Origin of the sequence: Ensifer sp. LBL, assembly GCF_050435225.1 — a bacterium.
In the GTDB taxonomy this organism is placed as follows: Bacteria; Pseudomonadota; Alphaproteobacteria; order Rhizobiales; family Rhizobiaceae; genus Ensifer.
This window is the reverse complement of record NZ_JBNDJY010000002.1, coordinates 85306-100509: the sequence shown is the minus strand read 5'-3', so window position 1 is coordinate 100509 and position 15204 is coordinate 85306. Positions and strand designations below refer to the sequence as shown.

At 63.0% G+C, this 15204-nt stretch carries 14 protein-coding genes; 13 read left to right on the top strand and 1 reads right to left on the bottom strand.

The window, feature by feature from the left end; translation table 11 throughout:
• Nucleotides 1-9 precede the first annotated feature (9 nt).
• Nucleotides 10-834, bottom strand: a complete 825-nt coding sequence (locus tag OKW20_RS07805; RefSeq protein ID WP_429171311.1) for a M55 family metallopeptidase — start codon at nt 832-834, stop codon at nt 10-12.
• A 109-nt stretch (nt 835-943) separates the two neighbouring features.
• On the opposite strand from OKW20_RS07805, the gene OKW20_RS07800 reads away from it, so the two are divergent.
• The 13 genes from OKW20_RS07800 to OKW20_RS07740 all read left to right on the top strand — a co-directional run bounded on the left by OKW20_RS07800 (nt 944) and on the right by OKW20_RS07740 (nt 15092).
• Nucleotides 944-2401, top strand: a complete 1458-nt coding sequence (locus tag OKW20_RS07800) for a M81 family metallopeptidase (RefSeq protein WP_429171309.1) — start codon at nt 944-946, stop codon at nt 2399-2401.
• Nucleotides 2402-2576: 175 nt separating this feature from the next.
• Entirely contained in the window at nt 2577-3209 is a 633-nt protein-coding gene (locus OKW20_RS07795; protein ID WP_043614913.1) for a helix-turn-helix domain-containing protein, read from the top strand.
• 123 nt (nt 3210-3332) lie between these two features.
• Nucleotides 3333-4874 carry an ABC transporter substrate-binding protein gene (locus OKW20_RS07790; protein ID WP_429171307.1) on the top strand — a complete coding sequence of 514 codons (1542 nt, stop codon included), beginning with the start codon at nt 3333-3335 and terminating at the stop codon, nt 4872-4874.
• 133 nt (nt 4875-5007) lie between these two features.
• Complete coding sequence (locus tag OKW20_RS07785) at nt 5008-6021, top strand: ABC transporter permease (protein WP_429171305.1); 1014 nt, start codon at nt 5008-5010, stop codon at nt 6019-6021.
• A 2-nt stretch (nt 6022-6023) separates the two neighbouring features.
• Nucleotides 6024-6932 carry a D,D-dipeptide ABC transporter permease gene (gene ddpC / locus OKW20_RS07780; protein WP_429171303.1) on the top strand — a complete coding sequence of 303 codons (909 nt, stop codon included), beginning with the start codon at nt 6024-6026 and terminating at the stop codon, nt 6930-6932.
• Nucleotides 6929-7954: an ABC transporter ATP-binding protein gene (locus OKW20_RS07775; RefSeq protein WP_429171301.1), complete on the top strand. Its 1026-nt coding sequence runs from the start codon at nt 6929-6931 to the stop codon at nt 7952-7954. The genes ddpC and OKW20_RS07775 overlap by 4 nt, the downstream gene beginning before the upstream one ends.
• Nucleotides 7951-8943 carry an ABC transporter ATP-binding protein gene (locus OKW20_RS07770; protein WP_429171299.1) on the top strand — a complete coding sequence of 331 codons (993 nt, stop codon included), beginning with the start codon at nt 7951-7953 and terminating at the stop codon, nt 8941-8943. The genes OKW20_RS07775 and OKW20_RS07770 overlap by 4 nt, the downstream gene beginning before the upstream one ends.
• A gap of 232 nt (nt 8944-9175) precedes the next feature.
• The gene (locus OKW20_RS07765; RefSeq protein WP_429171297.1) at nt 9176-9544 is read left to right on the top strand and encodes a hypothetical protein; all 369 of its coding nucleotides are present in this window, start codon (nt 9176-9178) and stop codon (nt 9542-9544) included.
• Nucleotides 9545-9605: 61 nt separating this feature from the next.
• On the top strand, nt 9606-10430 hold the full coding sequence (locus OKW20_RS07760) for a creatininase family protein (protein WP_429171296.1): 825 nt from the start codon (nt 9606-9608) through the stop codon (nt 10428-10430).
• 63 nt (nt 10431-10493) lie between these two features.
• A complete protein-coding gene (locus tag OKW20_RS07755) occupies nt 10494-12107 on the top strand; it encodes an ABC transporter substrate-binding protein (protein ID WP_429172290.1) in 1614 nt (537 codons plus the stop codon).
• Nucleotides 12108-12366: 259 nt separating this feature from the next.
• Nucleotides 12367-12858 (top strand): AAA family ATPase, encoded by a 492-nt coding sequence (locus OKW20_RS07750; protein ID WP_429171294.1) that lies wholly within the window; start codon nt 12367-12369, stop codon nt 12856-12858.
• 357 nt (nt 12859-13215) lie between these two features.
• Nucleotides 13216-13980 carry an IclR family transcriptional regulator gene (locus OKW20_RS07745; RefSeq protein WP_402325093.1) on the top strand — a complete coding sequence of 255 codons (765 nt, stop codon included), beginning with the start codon at nt 13216-13218 and terminating at the stop codon, nt 13978-13980.
• Nucleotides 13980-15092: an ABC transporter substrate-binding protein gene (locus OKW20_RS07740; RefSeq protein WP_429171292.1), complete on the top strand. Its 1113-nt coding sequence runs from the start codon at nt 13980-13982 to the stop codon at nt 15090-15092. Before OKW20_RS07745 ends, OKW20_RS07740 begins: the two co-directional genes overlap by 1 nt.
• Nucleotides 15093-15204 lie beyond the last annotated feature (112 nt).

Here is a 15204-nt window from a genome sequence, read left to right as displayed (position 1 = left end):
AAATGCTCGTCAGAAGGTGAGGCGGGAATTGTAGCCGACCACGAATTGGATGAAACGCGAGACGTCGACCATGTCGTCGCCCTGGTAGCGGATCGTGTAGCCGTCGGTGCGTTCGACGCCCTTGAGATAGGAGAGGTATTCGGCGGGAAGGCGGTTGCGGAAGACGATCTCAAGGACCGGGTTCTCCAGCTTGAACGGCTTTGCCGAACCGGCCCTCGACAATGCCTTCTTGACGCCCTCGCGGATCCGGCGATGGGCGACGGCAGGCGTCAGGGTGATGGCCGATTGCGTGCTGTAGACCTGCTTCACCGGCACCGTCACGATATCGCCGATCCGCTCCTTGATTTCCTCCAAGGCGACGTTGTCACCGGATGCGAGCAGCACCGGCACCCCGAAATGTCCGGCGATGGCGGCGTTGATGCCGGCCTCCGGCATGACGGTGCCGTTGATGCGCACCTCAGCAAAGGCGGTGCCGCCGATCGTGTGCGACAGCACGCCGCTCGCATGGCTTGCGCCGGCGTGGTAGCCGAGAAGCATCGCGCCGACGAAGGAACCGAGTTCGACGCCCTGCATCATCATCAGCGGCCGCGGCCAGCTGCGCACGACCTGCACATAGTCCGGCAGGCGGTCGATCAGGATGCTCTCGCCATTTCCGTGGGAATCGCTGAGGATGACCTCTTCTACACCTTCCTCATGCGCAGCTTCGCAGGCGTGAACCACGGTGTCCGTCATCCAGCGCCGGGCGTTTTCGTACTCGAAACCTTCGGGCATCAGCTGGTCGCGGCTCACGACCCCGACGATCCCCTCGATGTCAGCGGAAATATAGATGCGCATTCCTGCCTCCCCGGTCAGCCGCGCAAGCGCGGATAATGCATTTGACTTTCCGACGATAAACATAGTTTTATGATTAGAAAATATCTTTCTTGATGGGCGGGAGGCGAAAATGAAACTTTTCATCGCGGGGCTGGATACGGAGACCAACACCTTCTCGCCCATGCAGACCGGCATCGAGGCCTTCCGCGAAAACCTGATCGCCTATGGCGACGCCACCGGCAAGCCGCTCAACTGCTGCTCTTCGCAAATGTTCGTCTGGCGCAACGCCGCGCAGAATAAGGGCTGGGACGTGGTCGAGAGCCTGTGCGCCGTGGCCGAGCCCGGCGGCAGAACAACGCGGGCGGTCTATGAGAGTTTCCGCGCCACCATCCTCGACGATCTCAAGGCCGCTCTGCCGGTTGATGCCGTGATGCTCGCCCTGCACGGCGCCTGCGTCGCCGATGGCTACGATGACGTCGAAGGCGATCTGCTTGCGCAAGTTCGGGAAGTGGTCGGGCCCGATGTGCCAGTTGCGGCCGAACTCGATCTCCATTGCCATATCACCGAACGCATGGTTGCCAGTGCGACCATGATCGCCACCTACAAGGAATATCCGCATACGGACATTGAGGAGGTTGCCGAACAGCTGTTCCGGCTGATGGAGCGCACACTCGCCGGCGAGGTGCGGCCGACTATGGGCCTCCATGATTGCCGGATGATCAACACCTTCCACCCGCATCGCGCGCCCTTGCGCGGCATCGTCGACCGCATGAAGGCGATGGAAGGGCAGGATGGTGTACTCTCGGTTTCCTTCGGTCACGGCTTTCCCTGGGGCGATGTTGAGGATGTCGGCGCCAAGATGCTTGTGGTGACCGACAACGATCCGGAAAAGGCCGCGCGCACGGCGCGATCTTTCGGCCGGGAGATCTTCGAGGCGCGCGAAGAGATGCGCGGAGATTATCTCGGCGTTGACGAAGCCCTCGACCGGGCGGTTGCGGCTAAGAGCGGCCCAATCGTGATCGCCGATGTCTCCGACAATGCAGGCGGCGGGGCGCCTGGAGATTCGACGTTCATCCTGCGCCGCATCATAGAGCGTGGCATCGAGGATGTGGCCTCCTGCCTCTACTGGGATCCGATTGCAGTGCGCATGTGCCGCGAGGCGGGAGAGGGCGCCACATTGGCGCTGAGGATTGGCGGCAAGGTGGGGCCGGCCTCCGGCGACCCGCTCGACCTGACGGTAACGGTCAGGCGCGTGGCCTCGGGCATCACCCAGCGCTTCGGGCCGACGCCGCTTGGCATCGGCGATGCCGTCTGGGTGTCTGCCGGCAGCGTCGACATCGTGCTCAACACCGTGCGCACCCAGACCTTTCATCCGGAATGCATGACGGCGCTCGGGCTCGATCCGGCGAAAAAGAAGGTCGTGGTGGTGAAGTCCAGCAACCACTTCCGTGCCGGCTTCGAACCCATTGCGCGCGACATTCTCTATGTCAGCGCGCCAGGCGCCTTGCAGCCGACCTTCGAGGATCTGGCCTTCACCAAGCTGACGCGCCCCTATTGGCCAAAGGTCGACAACCCGTTCGCCGAATAGGAGGCAACAAGAGGCTGCAAGCAGTTGTGGGGCAAGGATTGCCGAGAACACGATGTTGCTTTCGGTCACGTATTATAGGAAATGGTTTTCCTATCATGCCAATCGGATTCTGTGTCGCGGGCGGGCGAAACCCGGCGAGCACTTCGATGGCTGCAGGCAAATGGAGACGCCAACGATGACCGACGCGAAATCCAGCCTCGGCGAGATCCTCAAGGATATTCGCAATCGCAACCGCTGGACCTTGGCCGAAGTCAGCTCCATGACCGGGCTTGCGGTCTCGACCCTGTCCAAGGTCGAGAACAACCAGATGCAGCTGACCTACGACCGGTTGATCCAGCTTGCCCAGGGCCTGAAGGTCGACATCGTCGAGCTGTTCGGGACTATGACGGGCGCGGAAGACACCCCTAGCATGCTCGGGCGGCGCACCTATACCAAATCCGGAGACGGTCGGGAGATCGTCACGCAGAACTACGACTATCTCTATGTTTGCACGGAGATTTCCAAGAAGTCGATGGTCCCGATCCTGGCGATGGCACGGGCGCGCACGCTCGAGGAGTTCGGGCCGCTGATCCGGCACAAGGGCGAGGAATTCTTCTACGTCCTCGACGGCGAATTGGAACTCCACACCGAGATCTACGCGCCCCTTCGGCTGAAGAAGGGCGATTCCTGCTACTTCGACGCGATGATGGGGCACGCCTATCTGAGCGTCAGCGAAGAGCCGGCGCAAATTCTCTGTGTTTGCTCGACCCCGGAAACCGAGCTGGTTTCCACGCTGGCAAACGCGCAGACGATCAAGCTCAAAAGCTGATCGAAACTAAAAAACAAATACGATAAGAAAAAATATTGCACTTAGGAAAATCGTTTCCTAGTCTAGCACAGCGGTGGGTGCCGGGAGGGCATCGCACGCCGCAGTTCTGGGGAGGACTACGAGATGAACGGTTCCAAGTGGAAATCGATCGGCATTGCATTGCTTCTGGCATCGACGCCGCTTTCCGGCGCCCTTGCTGCGCAGGACGTGCTGGTGCTGGCACGCGCGGAAGATCCGCCGACGGCCGATCCGGGCATTGAGATCAGCAACAGCGGTTACACACTGATCTACGCCGCCTACGAGCGACTGGTCGCCTACAAGGGCGGGTCGACCGAAGTCGGCCCGGAACTCGCCGAAAGCTGGACTGCCGACGATGCCGGCCTCGTCTGGACCTTCAAGATCGCGGCGGGCCACAAGTTCGATGACGGCTCGCCGGTCGATGCGGCCGCCGTCAAGTTCAGCTTCGATCGGCTGATGAAGCTGAAGGCCGGCCCGTCCGACGCGTTCCCGGTGCTGAAGGAGGTCGAGGTCGTCGATCCGCAGACCGTGAGATTTCACCTGACCGCGCCGTTTGCGCCGTTCATTTCCACGCTTGCCGTCTCCGGCGCTGCGATCGTCAATCCCAAGGTGATGGAGCATGAGAAGGACGGCGACATGGCGAAGGCCTGGCTTGCCGAACATTCGGCCGGCAGCGGGCCCTATCGCATCGCCTCCTGGGAGCGCAACCAGAGCATCGTGCTCGACCGCAACGAACACTACTCGGGCAGCCAGCCGGCACTGAAGCAAGTGGTCATCCGCATCGTCGGCGACGTCTCTGCCCGTCGCCTGCAACTGACCAACGGTGATGCCGACATCATCGAACAGATCCCGCTCGATCAGGCAGAAGCGCTGCAGAAGGATGCCTCGGTCGTCGTCGAGAGCAATCCCAGCATGTATGTGAACTACATCTACATGAACAATCGCCAGCCGCCGCTCGACGATCCGAAGGTGCGTCAGGCGATCTCCTACGCGGTCGATTATCAGGGCATCATCGACGGCATCATGCTCGGCCAGGCCAAGCAGATGCGCGGCGCGGTACCGAGCGGCATGTGGGGCCATGATCCGCAGGGTTTCCAGTACAGCTACGACATCGAGAAGGCCAAGGCGTTGCTTGCCGAATCCGGCAAGGGCGACATCCATTTGACCTATACCTTCTCGCAGGCCGATCCTGCCTGGGAGCCGGTCGGTCTTGCACTGCAGGCTTCGCTTGCGGAAATCGGCATCAAGCTCGATCTGCAGGCGGTCGCCGACACGACGAAGCGCGAACTGGTCGCCAACGGCAAGTTCGACATGGCGCCCGGCGCCTGGACGCCTGATTTCGCCGACCCCTACATGTTCATGAACTACTGGTTCGACGCCGGTAAGATGGGCGGTCCGGGCAACCGTTCCTTCTACAACAACAGCAAGGTGACGGGTCTCGTCCAAGAGGCAGCTTCGATCGTCGACGAAGCAAAGCGCAAGGCTCTCTACATCGAGGCGCAGAAGCTTTCGACTGACGACGCGCCGTACCTCTACATCATGGAGAAGAACGACATCTTCGCCCGCCGTGCCGCGGTGAAGGGCTATGTCTACAATCCGATGCTGATCCAGGTCTACAACTTCGGAACGATGTCGAAGACGGAGTGAGGAGGAACGGTCAAGCTTCGCTTGACCGACCGCATTCCACGGAACGCCTGCCGCCGGCCCCTGGCCGTGGCGGCAGGGGGTTCTTCGTTTCCCAAGCTAGGCCGGGGTTTCCCTGCCGAAAGGGCTGACGTCCATGGCAATCACCCGCATCATTCTTCCGCGTCTGATCCTCTTGCTTTTCGTCGTGCTCGGGGTCGCGGTCATCACCTTCACGATCTCGCATCTCATTCCCGGTGATCCGGCGCGCATGATCGCGGGCGACAGGGCAAGCGCCGAGACGCTTGAAAATGTCCGGCGCAATCTCGGTCTCGACCGGCCGGTCGTCGAACAATTCACCATCTATATCGGCAATCTGCTTCAGGGCGATCTCGGCACGTCGCTCAGGACCAATCGCCCCGTCGCGGCCGATATCCGCACCTTCCTGCCGGCGACGCTGGAGCTTGGAACGGTCGCGCTCTTCATCGCGATCTGTCTCGGCGTGCCGCTCGGTGTGCTCTCGGCCGTCTACAAGGATGGTCCAATTGATCAGGTGGCACGCACGGTCTCGGTCTGCGGCATCTCGATGCCAGTCTTCTGGTTCGGCCTGATCCTGCTTTACGTCTTCTATGCGAAATTCCAGATCCTGCCCGGCAGCGGGCGCCTGGCCATGGGCATCGTGGCGCCTGAGCGCATCACAGGCTTCCTGCTGATCGACTCGCTGCTGCAGGGCCGTTTCGACGCATTCCGCAGCGCCCTTTACCACATCATCCTGCCGGGCTTCGTGCTGGCCTTTGCCAATATGGGCGTGATCACGCGCCAGATCCGCGCCTCGATGCTCGACGTGCTGCAGGAAGATTATATCCGGACAGCGCGCGCCAGTGGCCTTCGCAAGGGCATGATCATCTTCAACTATGCGCTCAGAAACGCGCTCATCCCCTCGATCACTCTGCTGGGGCTCGCGCTCGGCGATCTTCTCTATGGCGCGGTGCTGACAGAGACGATCTTCGCCTGGCCGGGCATGGGCACCTATGTCGTGACTTCGATCCAGACACTCGATTTCCCCGCCATCATGGGTTTCACCATCGTCGCATCCATCGGCTATGTGCTGATCAACCTTCTGGTCGATCTCGCCTACATGCTCGCCGACCCGCAGATCAGGGAGGTCTGATCATGTCCGCCATCATGCCGACAGAGCATGCCGCGTCGAACGCAGCAATGCGCAGGACGAAGTCCTTCTCCGAGCGGCTACGTTATCTCTGGTACCTCAGCCGCCGCAGCCCGCTGACGCTGGTGGGCGTCGCGATCATCCTGCTCGTCCTCGTGATGATCATCGCTGCACCTGTCATCGCGCCCTACAATCCGGACAAGGTGTCGCTGACGGCGCGCCTGTTGCCGCCGAGTGCTGCCCACTGGTTCGGCACGGACGAGGTCGGCCGAGACCTATTCTCGCGGGTGATCTACGGGGCAAGGGCGTCTTGTGGCGCCGCCTTCATGATCGTCCTGATCTCGATGTCGGTCGGGGTGCTGATCGGCTGCTTCTCGGGCGTCGTCGGCGGCCGGGTCGACACCGCCATCATGCGGCTGATGGACGTCGTGCTCGCCCTGCCGGCGCTGGTGCTCGCCATGGCGCTGGCCGCAGCCCTCGGTCCGAGCCTGTTCAATTCCATGCTCGCGGTGGCGATCGTGCGCATCCCCGCCTATGTGCGCCTCGCCCGCGGCCAGACGCTTTCGCTGCGCGAGCAGGTCTTCGTCAAGGCGTCGCGCACCTTCGGCGCCTCGCCTTTCTACATCCTGCGCTGGCATATCCTGCCGAACGCGATGTCGCCGATCATCGTCCAGGCAACGCTCGATCTTGGCGGCGTCGTGTTGATCGCAGCCGCCCTCAGCTTCATCGGCCTTGGCGCCCAGCCGCCGACTGCCGAATGGGGCGCGCTGGTCAGCAGCGGTCGCAGCTACATGCTCGATCAATGGTGGTACGCGACATTCCCGGGTCTTGCCATTCTGATTACGGCCATGGGGTGCAATCTCGTCGGCGACGGCATTCGCGACATGCTCGACCCGCGCTTGAGGGGCAGATGAAGATGACCGGTCCGGCAGAACCACGCGGCCAGGCGCTGGCCATCAACAATCTGTCGCTGGAGTTTCCAACCTTCAGCGGTGCGATCAAGGCGCTCGACGACGTCACGATCAACGTCGGCAAGGCCGAGATCGTCGGCATTGTCGGCGAATCCGGCTGCGGCAAGTCGGTCACGACCATGGCCGCGACAGGGCTTCTGCCTAGGGGGCGCTACCGCATCACCGGCGGCACCATCAGGCTCTTTGGCCACAGCACGCTTTCCATGGACGACGATCAGTTGCAGGACCTGCGCGGCAAGGTGGTCTCGACCATCTTCCAGGAGCCGATGAACGCCCTCAACCCAACGATCCGGATTGGCAAGCAACTGACCGACGTCATCATGCGCCACGAGGAAATAGGCCTGGCAGAGGCAAGGCATGTCGCCCGGGATATTCTGGCCGACATGCTGATCGGCGAGCCTGAGCGGGTCATGAAGCTTTACCCGTTCGAACTCTCCGGCGGTATGCGGCAGCGGGTGCTGATCGCCATGGCGTTTTCCTGCAACCCCGGCCTCATCATCGCCGACGAGCCGACGACCGCGCTCGACGTCACTGTCCAGGCGGTGATTCTGCGGCTGATCCAGAACCGGGCGCGCCGCACAGGCACTTCGGTCATCTTCATCTCGCACAATGTCGCCGTCGTCTCGCAGCTCTGCGACCGGCTTTACGTGATGTATGCCGGGCGAATTGTCGAGCATGGCGCGACGCGGACCGTGCTCGAGACGCCGCAGCACCCCTATACCCAGGCGTTGTTGCGCTGCCTGCCAGAGCGGGTGGCGCCGAAGCAAGAACTCGAAGCGATCCCCGGTGCCGTGCCGAACCTCCTCAGCCCACCGGCCGGTTGTTACTTCCAGCCGCGATGCAAGGAAGCGGTCGACCAATGTCGATCCCAGTCTCCGCAACTGGCGGGGGCGGGCGGCCAGCAGGTGGCCTGCTGGCGCCGCGGTGGCGCGGCGGAACTTGTAGAACAGGGAGGCCGTCAATGATCGAAGGCGTTGGTATCATGACGCGACCGGTGCTCGAGGTCTCCGATCTGCATGTCCGCTTTCCAGCCTCCCGCAACTGGCTCGGCAGGCCCACGTCTTATGTGCATGCGGTCAATGGCGTGACGCTTGAGGTCCGCGCCGGCAAGAGCCTCGGCATCGTCGGCGAGTCCGGATGCGGCAAGAGTACGCTCGCCCAGGCGATCATCGGGCTTGCGCCTTACGAAGAGGGGAGGGTGGCGATCGACGGCGAGGATTTTCAGAAAGCCCAGGGCAAACAGAAGCGCGCCTTGCGGCAGAAGATGCAGATCGTCTTTCAGGACCCGCAATCCTCGCTCGACCGACGCCTGCCGGTCTGGCGGCTGATCAGCGAGCCACTGCATATCCGCGGTGGGCACAGCAGGGCCGAACTGCATGAGAAGGCGGAGGAGCTGGCCGTCGCCGTCGGGCTCCGTCCGGAACATCTCGATCGCCTGCCGCACGAGTTTTCAGGCGGCCAGCGCCAGCGCATCGCCATTGCCCGCGCGATCAGCACGGACCCGGAGCTGATGGTGCTGGACGAGCCGACATCGGCACTCGATGTCTCGGTGCAGGCGCAGATCATCAACCTGCTTTTGAGGCTGCAGCGCGAGCGGGGGCTCACCTATCTCCTGATTTCACATGACGTCGCGCTGGTGCGGCACTTCTGCGACGATGTCGCGGTGATGTATCTCGGCCAGATCGTCGAATCCGGCCCGGCCGACGCGGTGTTGCGCAATCCTCGTCACCCCTACACCCAGACGCTTCTGGCCGCGGCTCCGAGTTTCGAAAGCCCGCTGCCGGACATTGCCCAGGTGCGCGCCGGCGAGCTTCCCAACAACCGCAATCTGCCGGAGGGCTGCTTCTACAAGCAGAGGTGCGACCGGATCGGCGGCGGCTGTGAGGCCAGCCAGGTGCTGCGGCGCCTGAGCGAGAGCGCTCGCCATGTCAGGTGTCACCTGGCGCAGACGTAGAGGCGTAGAACACATGCGAGATCCGCGCCTACCGGCCGTAACCTGCGGCGCGGTGCGGGGCCGTCTGTCTCATTTGATGCGCAGTTGCGATAGTTTGAGAAATATAATTTTCTTATAGGAAAAATAATTTGCTTGATATTTCCGACTGTGCAAATTTGTAGCCGCCGCCTTCGGGCGGCGCTTGCCAATCGGGGCTGCCCTTTTGCGATCCCGCCGCTTGCCGGAGATGAGATTGACTGACCCAACGCTGCTCGACGCCTTTCGTCGTCCGGACCCCGCCGACCTGCCGACGCCCTTTGTCGAAATTGATAAAGATCGGCTGATGCGCAATCTGCGCGGCATGCAGGCGCGGGCCGCTGCCTCAGGTGTCACGTTGCGCCCTCATATCAAGACCCACAAGAGCCTTGCGATCGCCCGCCGCCTTTCCGGGGAGCACGGCTTTGTCCGTTTCACCGACATGGCGCCCGCAATCGGCAGCCGCGTCCGCATCTTTCCCAATCATTCCTGCGCCGTCGTCGCGCAATTCGACACCGCCACCCTGCGGCACTCCGATGGGCGGGCGGTGACGCTGCGGGTCGATGCCAGGGGACGCCAGACATAGGCGCATGCCGTCGGCGTGGCGGCGAACAGATTTTGCTTTGAAGACATGAAAGAGGCCTGACATGACCAAGGAAGTTGAATGGGCGCGCATGACCGCGCCGAGCCTGCGCGAGATTGCCGGCAAGCCGGGCGCGCTTGCGATCCTGCCGATCGGCTCGCTGGAGCAGCACGGCCCACACCTGCCCGTCATCACCGACACGGCGAGCGCGTCCGCAGCTGCGATCCGCGCCGCCCGGCTGGTTGCCGATGACATTCCGGTCGCCGTTCTTCCGGGCTTGTGGACCGGCATGAGCGAACATCACCTGCCCTTCGGCGGCACGATCACGCTCGACTACGATACGCTGAGCCGCCTCATCCGCTGCATCGTCCGTTCGCTGAAGACGCTTGGCTTCCAGCGCCTGTTCATCGTCAACGGTCACGGCGGCAACATGGATCCGCTGGCGGTCGCCGTGCGCGAATTGGCGGTCGAGTTCGCCATGCCGATCGTCGCCACGACGCCCTGGATGCTGGCGCCCGAGGAAGCGGCTAAGATCTTCGAGGTCGACACGGGTGCTCACCATGCCTGCGAAGGCGAGGCCTCGGTCATGCTGGCGATCGTCCCGGACGCGGTGAAGACCGAGATGTTCGGCCAGGCTTTCGGCCACCAGCAGCATCCGGTCGACGTGCCGGCCGACGTGTCGCGTTTCTACTCGTTCTCCGAGCGCGCGCCGGTCACCGGCACCTGGGGCGATCCGCGCAGCGCGACCGCCGAGAAGGGCGAACGCTTCCTCGACCTGCAGGCGAACGAACTGGTGAAGCTGATCCGCAACGACGTGCTCTGGACCAAGCCGGATCCGGTCTGGACCGCGGGCCGCGGGCTCGGCACCACGGCCGGCAGGGCCGAATGATCCTTCCGGCGCCATCCGCCGGCACTCGCATTCCATTCCTTTAGGGAGGACAGACCAATGAACATGAAATTCGCGCGGACGCGCAGCACCCTTGTCTCGCTCTTTGCAGCAACCATGCTTTCGGGCGCGGCACTGACGCCGGCCATGGCAAAAACGCTCGTCTATTGCTCGGAAGGTGCGCCGGAAGGGTTCGACGCGGCACTCTATTCGGCCAACAGCACCTGGGACGCATCGGCCGAGACGGTCTATGACAGGCTCACCGAATTCGCCCCCGGCACCACCAATGTCGTTCCGGGTCTTGCCGAAAGCTGGACCATATCCGCCGACAATCTCGAATATACGCTGAAGCTGCGCACGGGCGTGAAGTTCCAGACGACGGACGATTTCACGCCGACGCGCGATTTCAATGCCGACGACGTGCTCTTCACTTTCAACCGCCAGATGGACAAGGACGATCCGTGGCACAGCTATTTCGCCGGCGCGAACTGGGAAATGTTCAACGCGATGGAAATGCCGGCGGCGATCAAGGAGATCGTCAAGGTCGATGACAGCACCGTCAAGTTCGTGCTGAACCAGCCGGATGCGTCGCTGCCGTCGAAGCTCGCGCTGAACTTCGGCTCGATCGTGTCGAAGGAATATGCCGACAAGCTGGCGGCGGAGGGGCGGCGCCAGGATCTCGACCGCAAGCCGGTCGGCACCGGACCGTTCCGCTTCGTCGACTACCAGCAGGACGCGGCGATCCGCTTTGTCGCAAATGCCGACTATTGGGACGGTGCGCCGAAGATCGATAACCTCATCTTCGCGATCACCACCGATCCGACCACCCGCATGCAGAAGCTTCAGGCGGGCGAATGCCACATCGCTCCATATCCGGCGCCGGCCGATATCGCCAAGCTGAAGGAAAATCCTGATCTCAATGTCATGGAGCAGCCGGGGCTCAACGTTTCCTATCTGGCGATGAACACGCTGGTCGCGCCGTTCGACAAGCTGGAAGTGCGCCGCGCCATCAACATGGCAATCGACCGTAAGGCGATCGTCGATTCCGTCTACCAGGGCATGGGACAGGTCGCCAAGAGCGTGCTGCCGCCGACGATGTGGGGCTATAACGGCTCGATCGAGGGCTACAGCTACGATCCGGAGGCGGCAAAGAAGCTTCTCGACCAGGCCGGCGTCAAGGATCTGAAGATGAAGATCTGGGCGATGCCGGTCAGCCGCCCCTATATGCCGAACGCCCGGCGCGCCGCGGAACTGATGCAGTCGGACCTCGCCAAGGTCGGCATCGGCGTCGAGATCGTTTCCTATGAATGGGGCGAGTACCTGAAGAAGGTGCGCGACGAGGCGCGTGATGGCGCGGTCATCCTCGGCGGCACCAGCGACAACGGCGATCCGGACAACCTGCTCAGCTACTTCTTCAGCTGCGCCGGCGTCGGCGGCGCCAACAATGCCAACTGGTGCTACAAGCCGCTCGACGAGATCTTCCAGAAGGCGCGGACCAGTGCGGACCAGGGCGAGCGGACGAAGCTCTACGAAGAAGCCCAGGCGATCATCAGCGATCAGGCGCCCTGGGTTCCGATCGCGCATTCCACCGTCGTGCTGCCGATGTCGAAAAAGGTGAAGAACTACGTGATGGAGCCCCTGGGCTCGCATCGCTTCGACAAGGTCGACATCGAGGAGTAACCCACCCGATCTGGGCTCGCCGCCAATCCGGTCCTTTAGGCGAGCGTTCATTCGGTTGCGCTTGGGGCGCTGAAGTTTTCGGGCTTCAGTGGCTCCATGGGGGTGGATGAATGACCACGACATTGACCGCCCGGCGGCAGCCGATAGCCGCGCCGGGCGTTGATCGCCGTGTTCGGGTGACTATATCTGCAACTCCCTGGTGCGGAGCGCAGCGGGTACGGAACGGTGCGCGCAGCCGCTGACGACCCGAGGCGGCGAAATGGCCATGAGAGAAGGCAAGATGTGGTATGTCCTCGGCGCGCCGGGATCCGGCAAAACGGCCGTCGTCGCGCATTTGCGTCACCTGCTTCCCCAGTCGGTGATCCTGGATTGGGACGCGTTGATGGAGCCGGCCGGGTTGCTTGCCGGCTGCGATATCAGCGAGACCGAGGCGACATGGTCGTCCTATGCCGCGCTCGTCAGGAGGGCGGTCGAGATCGCGGATCCCGCCCGTGTTGTCCTGCTTGGCGTCTGTACGCCGGATGAACTTTCAGATTGGCCCGAAGGCCAATGGCTCGTGCTTGATTGTAGCGACAGCGAGCGGACGAGAAGGCTCACGCGTCGAGGCGAGGAAGATGCGGCAATCGGCTCTGCGCTTTCGGACGCTGCCGAGTACCGGAGCCTTGGGCTCGAAACGCTCGATACCACTTCTTTGACAGCAGAACAGGCGGCAGAGGCGATCGCCAGCATTCTGGCACGCGGCCGCCGCTAGAGGCGTTTCATGATGCCGGTGTCCCGCGCAACGGGCGCGGCTCCCGGTTCCGCCCCCTGCTTCATCCTCTCCACTCAGCCACGTCCTTGCATGCTGCTCGGTCCACCTGCCGGTGACCGAGATCTTTCCGCGCGTGGGTTGCGAGTTCCAACGCGGCATGCCGCCTCGGTGAGACGCGTTTGCGGCATTGGGCCGTGAGATCGGGTCGGATGGCCGCGGGTTCGGGGACGGCGTCCTGGCAGCCTCACATGTTCACGAAACGGGATGACGCCGGCGAGCGCCTTGACAAAGGCGAGTCGCTTCCGTAGCATTCACAATATAGCACGCGTTCAATATATTGAACAAGAGGGAATTTGAATGAGCGGCCGCGGCGCGGAAAGAATCCTTGATCTGATCGAGTGGCTCGCGTCGCGTGGCGAGGCCTCCACCCTGGCGGAGGTCGTTCAGGCGCTTGAACTGCCGAAGAGCAGCACGCTGCTTCTTTTGAGGACGCTGGTTGAGGGCGGGTACGTCACCCGGCAGGCCGATGGTCGCTATCTGCTGATCCGCCTGCCCGGCGAGCCGTCGGCGGACAACAATGGCTGGGGCACGATCCTGCGGGTGGCCGAGCCCATCCTCCGCGAGACGGTCGGTGCGATCGAAGAGACGGGCTTCATCGCCGTTCTCACCGATGACCGCCAGGTCCGCTACCTCAACAAGATCCTGCCGATGCGGGAGATCCGCTACGACCGCGACATCGCTGCGCCGCGCGTTGCGCACTACGTCGCCAGCGGTCTCATGCTGCTTTCCGGGCTGAACGACGGCGACCTCGAAGCCTATCTGCGCGGCGACGTCGCACGTGAGGACGATCCGGACGCAATCGCCGAGCGCGTCAGCGCCGCGCGCAGCGACGGCCATGTCGCCAATCTCTACGGACGTGTCGAGGGTGCCGCCGGTGTGGCGGCGCCGATCGTCGATCCGGACGGCCGCATCCTTGCCGTCGTCAACATTTCAGGTCCGCGCGAGCGGATCGCCAACAATCTCGAACGCGTCACCAAGGCGACGGTCGAGGCTGCGCGCCGCGCAAGTGAGGAGCTTTCGCGCCGCGTGATGAAGAACGGGAAAACCCACGGGAGGAAGTAATGACCTATATGAAAAGAGAACTGGCCGGCTGGCTCGTCGCGGCATCGGCAGCGTTCTCGACCGGCGCTTACGCGCAGGATCCGAAGCTGCCGGACTATTATCCGGCCGACTACGCCCAGCTCGTCGACGCATCGCGCAAGGAAGCCGGGCTCGTCGTCTATTCCAACATGGCCGACAACAACTGGCAGCCGGTAATCAAGGGCTTCAACGAACTCTATCCGTGGATCAAGGTCGAGACGCTGGACCTTGGATCCGGCACGGTGCACACGCGCTGGGAGGCCGAGGCCGGCAGCGGCGCGCGCACCGCCGATGTCCTGGTGTCGGGCGCCAACGACCGCTGGGCACGCTACGGCACCGAGGGCCGCATGCTCGACTATCCGAGCCCGGAAATCGAGCGCCTGCCAGGTTTCGCCAATCCCTATCCGGGCATCTTCGTGATGTCGGCGGATCCGCTCGTCATCACCTACAACGCCGCCCTGCTTCCCGAAGGTCAGCGCCCGACCGGCTTCTCGTCGCTCGTCAAGGCGGCGGCGGCCGACAAGGCAAGCTTCGACGGCAAGATCACCACCTATGACGCGGCGCGCAATTCCTTCGGCCTCGCCGCCTGGTGGAAGACCCTACAGGTCAAGGGTGACGAAGGCTGGAAGGAACTGCGCCAGATCGGACCGATGATCCGCGGCGAAGTCTCCGGCGGCCCGATGAACGAGAAGATTGCCACGGGCGAATATCTCGTCGGCATCGCCGTCTCGGGCATCACGATTTTCCCGCGCCTGGAACAGCCCGGTGGCGAGATCCTCGGCTTTGCCTTCCCGGACGACGGCACCCCGGTCATGCTGCGCGGCCTCGGCATTCCGAACGAAGCCGCCAACCCGAATTCGGCAAAACTGTTCGTCGATTATCTGCTCAGCCGCAACGGCCAGACCCAGATCGGCAAGGGCGGGCTGACCCCCTATCGCGAAGACGTCGATGAAGCCGAGGTTCGCTACACCTACCAGGCGATCGCCGAGAAGGTCGGCATGGAAAATCTCATCGCCGTTGGTTTCGACCGGGCGCTGATCGACGACGCAGCGGGCTTTGCCACCAAGTGGACCGCTGCGATGGCTGGCAACTAACGGCCACGGGCAGGGCCGTCGAGCGAACCGATACCGGTCGGCGGCCTGTCCCCTTTTCTTAACAATACGAAGCCTGACGCCCGTCTTTCGCGCATGCGGACGGCCTTCGAGG